Origin of the sequence: uncultured Aureimonas sp. (assembly GCF_913775355.1) — a bacterium.
Classification (GTDB): domain Bacteria; phylum Pseudomonadota; class Alphaproteobacteria; order Rhizobiales; family Rhizobiaceae; genus Aureimonas.
In genome coordinates, this window is record NZ_CAJYIU010000049.1 from 1 (window position 1) to 3,450 (window position 3,450).

Consider the following 3,450-nt stretch of genomic DNA (forward strand, 5'->3'; position numbering starts at 1 on the left):
CTCATCGCGGCGCTTGGCCGGTGGGGCTATCGACGCCAGCCCTCGACGCTGCCGCGCGAGACGTTCCGCCATGCGATGTCGGCTGGCCTTCGCTTCGTGGCAATGTCGCCGAACCTTCTGACCGTGATCGGGCGCGCCTTCCTGTTCGGCGTCGGCGCGGTGTCGGTTCTGGCGCTGCTGCCGCTCGTCGCGCGCGATCTCGTCGCCGGCAATGCCGCGACCTTCGGCCTGCTGCTCGGCTGCTTCGGCGTCGGCGCGATCGGCGGCGCGCTGCTCTCGACGCGGCTACGCAGCGCGCTGTCGAGCGAGATGATCGCGCGGATCGGCTTTCTCACATTCGCGCTGAGCGCCGTGCTGGTCGCATGGAGCCGCCAGACGTGGCTGACGGGTCTGGCGCTGATGCCGGCCGGTGCCGCCTGGGTGCTCGCCCTGTCGCTCTTCAACGTCACCGTCCAGCTGTCGACGCCGCGCTGGGTGGTCGGGCGAGCGCTGTCGATCTACCAGACCGCGACCTTCGGCGGCATGGCGCTCGGCAGCTGGGTCTGGGGCCTGATCGCGGATGCCTACGATCCCTCGACCGCGCTCCTCGCGTCCGGCGCAGTCCTCGCGACGGGCGCGGCCATCGGCCTGCGGTTCGGCATCCCCGCCCTCGTCGCGCTCGACCTCGATCCGCTGGATCGATTCAAGGAGCCGGAACTGCGGCTGGACCTGCGCTCGCGCAGCGGCCCGATCATGGTGCTGGTCGACTACGAGATCGCGGCCGAGGACGTGCCGGCCTTCCTCGCCGTCATGGCCGAGCGGCGGCGCGTGCGCATCCGCGACGGCGCCCGGCAATGGTCGCTCCTACGCGACCTCGAGAACCCGGAGATCTGGACCGAGACCTACCACGTGCCGACCTGGGTCGAGTACGTCCGGCACAACACGCGGCGCACCAAGGCCGACGCGGACGTCTACGACCGCCTCCTGGCGCTCCATCAAGGCGCGAGCCGGCCGCGCGTCCACCGGATGATCGAGCGGCAGACGGTTCCGGTCATGGACGACACGCCCCTGAAGCCGCACCCCGAGGTGCCTTGAGACGGCGTTTGCCGTCGGACTAGCGCGGCGATCCCTTGCCCGGCGTCGGCCCGGCCAACACCTTGCGACGAGCGGCGGCCTTGCGGGTGTCGCGCTCGATCCGGGCGTCGCGATCCCGTTCGGCCTGAAGGCGCGCGGCCTTCAGCCGCTGTGTCTTTTCCTGCGTCGTCTCGGTCCTGTCGTCACGGCTCATCGCTCGCCTCGCATCGAACTGCACCCTTCGCCCTGAACGCCCGCTGATGGCGACGTATCGAACGGTCAATCGGCGAAGCGCTGCGCCATCGATTCCAACGTGCGGATGAACGAGGCGGGCGGATAGGGCTTGGGAAAGAAGAGCCCATCGCGCGGCAGGTCTTCCGGCATCACCCGGACATGGCCCGATGCGACGATGATCGACATCGGCGGCCAGCGGTTTCGGACGGCATGAGCGAGCTTGAGACCGTCCATCGAGCCCGGCATGTCGACGTCGGTGAAGAGGATGCGGATGTTGTCGTGCCGCTCGAGGAGACGGATCGCCTCGTCGGCGCTCGTCGCCCCGTAGGCGGTGAAACCCGCATCCTCCACCATGTCCATCGCGTCGAGAAGAAGCAAAGGCTCGTCTTCCACGACGAGAATGGCGATGCGGGATCTGTCGAATGTCTCGGTCATGCGGCGTCAGGCTCAGGAAGGCTCGTGACGGTCCGCCGCGAGCGAGCCGTCGAGTTGGTACACAAGTCCACGTGGTGCGAATTCGGTCTGCGCATGCCCTTGGAAGTAGCCGGGAACGACCCGTTCCGTCAGGCGTGAACCGAAGCCGCGTCGATTCGGTTCCGAAACGGGCGGACCGCCCTCCTCCTCCCACACGAACGAGAAGCGCTCACCGTCGCCCAGTTCCCAGGAAATGGCGATCGTTCCCGCATCCGTCGACAGGGCGCCGTACTTCGTCGCGTTGGTCGCGAGCTCGTGGATCGCCAGCGCGAGCCCCAGCGCGTGCCGCGCGTCGAGATCGACGCGGGGACCGGTCAGCCGGAAGCGCCCGGACGTGTCGACATGCGGCGCGATGGCCGCTTCCACGATCGCCCGCACGTCGGACGCGGCCCAGTCGGACGCGGTGAGCATGTCCTGCGCGCGGGCCAGCGCCTGGATGCGCGCGGATGCCATGGCCGCCGCCTCCTTCGGATCGGTGGCATTGCGAAGGCTCTGCGAGACCACGGCCTGAACCATCGCCAGCGTGTTCTTCATGCGGTGCGAAAGCTCGCGCTGCAGGATGCGCTGCTGGCGCTGCTGCGTCTGGCTTTCCTCGAGATGCTGCTTCTGCTGCGCGAGGAGCTGCTGGTTGATCGCCCGTTCCGCCTCGAGCTTCGCCACCGCCCCGTGCATCGCCTGGATCAGTGCGATGTCGACGCCGACGACGAACACGTAGAATGCCAGCGCGATCAGAACGGGGGTGCTGAGCGCGAAGCTGCCGAACGGCGGGATGAACCAGTACCAGGCGGACAGGCCGCAGGCGACCGCGCATGCAAGGCCCGGCCGCGGGCCCGCGAAGAAGGCGGTGAGGATGACCGCCGGAAAGAACGTCAGGTACGGGAAGCCGGCCGGCAGAACGTGGTCGAAGCCGAAGCGCAGACCGAGCGCGAGCCCGAAGGCGACCGCCGCCAGGCTCCAGGCGCGCCAGGGAGACGAGCGCACGCGCTTTGCCGCTTCGAAGATCATGCGATGCCGGTCTCCAGCCGTGTCGTCGAGGCCGTCTAACCGGTTGAGACGCCGAGTGCCAGAAGAACCCGCCGACCCCATGCCGAAGGCGTTACGAAGATCTTCACGCACCATCTCGCGATTTTGTTTTCTACTGATATGGTGGATTGAAGAACGTCATTCGTCGTGGGGCCGCGCCGCCTTGGTTAGGCTTGACGCTTGTCGGGCGACGGCTGCGGTCGCCCGCCGTGCGCAACGGGGATCGACCATGAAGCCAGAGACGCCATCATCGGCCGCCAAAATAAGCGCGGGCGCGCTGGGCGACACCATGCGCCTTCGCGACGCGTGCCCGCCCGCATGACCCGTCACGTCGTCATCATCGGCGGCGGCGCCAGCGGCGTGCTCTTGGCGGCTCATCTCCTTCGCCAGCCATCGGGGAGCCTCGAAGTGACCATCGTCGAGCCGCGAGAGGGTGTCGGCGAAGGCCTTGCCTACTCGACCGACGATCCGGCGCATCTCCTGAACACGCGTGCCGGCAACATGAGCGCGTTCGACGACGATCCGCAGCATTTCTTGCGCTGGCTCAACGAGAGCGGGGCAGCCGCCGTGTGCGGCCTCAACGGCGCCCTCGGCTTCGCACCCCGCTGGCGTTACCGCGACTATCTCCGCGACCTCGTGCGCCACTGGCTTCCCGTTAGTGGAGAC

At 68.1% G+C, this 3,450-nt stretch carries 5 protein-coding genes; 2 read left to right on the forward strand and 3 right to left on the reverse strand.

The window, feature by feature from the left end; all coding sequences use genetic code 11:
- Positions 1 to 1,074, forward strand: a 1,074-nt coding sequence (locus tag QZ753_RS03875; protein ID WP_294641376.1) for an MFS transporter, incomplete at its 5' end; no start/stop codon positions are given.
- 19 nt (positions 1,075 to 1,093) lie between these two features.
- On the opposite strand, the gene QZ753_RS03880 is transcribed toward QZ753_RS03875, so the two are convergent.
- The 3 genes from QZ753_RS03880 to QZ753_RS03890 form a co-directional block, all read right to left on the reverse strand.
- Positions 1,094 to 1,267 carry a hypothetical protein gene (locus QZ753_RS03880; RefSeq protein WP_294641377.1) on the reverse strand — a complete coding sequence of 58 codons (174 nt, stop codon included), beginning with the start codon at positions 1,265 to 1,267 and terminating at the stop codon, positions 1,094 to 1,096.
- Between the two features lie 65 nt (positions 1,268 to 1,332).
- On the reverse strand, positions 1,333 to 1,722 hold the full coding sequence (locus tag QZ753_RS03885; protein WP_294641378.1) for a response regulator: 390 nt from the start codon (positions 1,720 to 1,722) through the stop codon (positions 1,333 to 1,335).
- Between the two features lie 12 nt (positions 1,723 to 1,734).
- Entirely contained in the window at positions 1,735 to 2,766 is a 1,032-nt protein-coding gene (locus tag QZ753_RS03890) for an HWE histidine kinase domain-containing protein (RefSeq protein WP_294641379.1), read from the reverse strand.
- 336 nt (positions 2,767 to 3,102) lie between these two features.
- On the opposite strand from QZ753_RS03890, the gene QZ753_RS03895 reads away from it, so the two are divergent.
- Positions 3,103 to 3,450 (forward strand): FAD/NAD(P)-binding protein (locus QZ753_RS03895; protein ID WP_294641380.1); only part of this gene is annotated, 348 nt, incomplete at its 3' end.

Coding starts and splice junctions, on each gene's coding strand:
- QZ753_RS03880 (WP_294641377.1), bottom strand. CDS start 1,267: ATGAGCCGTGACGACAGGACCGAGACGACGCAGGAAAAGACACAGCGG.
- QZ753_RS03885 (WP_294641378.1), bottom strand. CDS start 1,722: ATGACCGAGACATTCGACAGATCCCGCATCGCCATTCTCGTCGTGGAA.
- QZ753_RS03890 (WP_294641379.1), bottom strand. CDS start 2,766: ATGATCTTCGAAGCGGCAAAGCGCGTGCGCTCGTCTCCCTGGCGCGCC.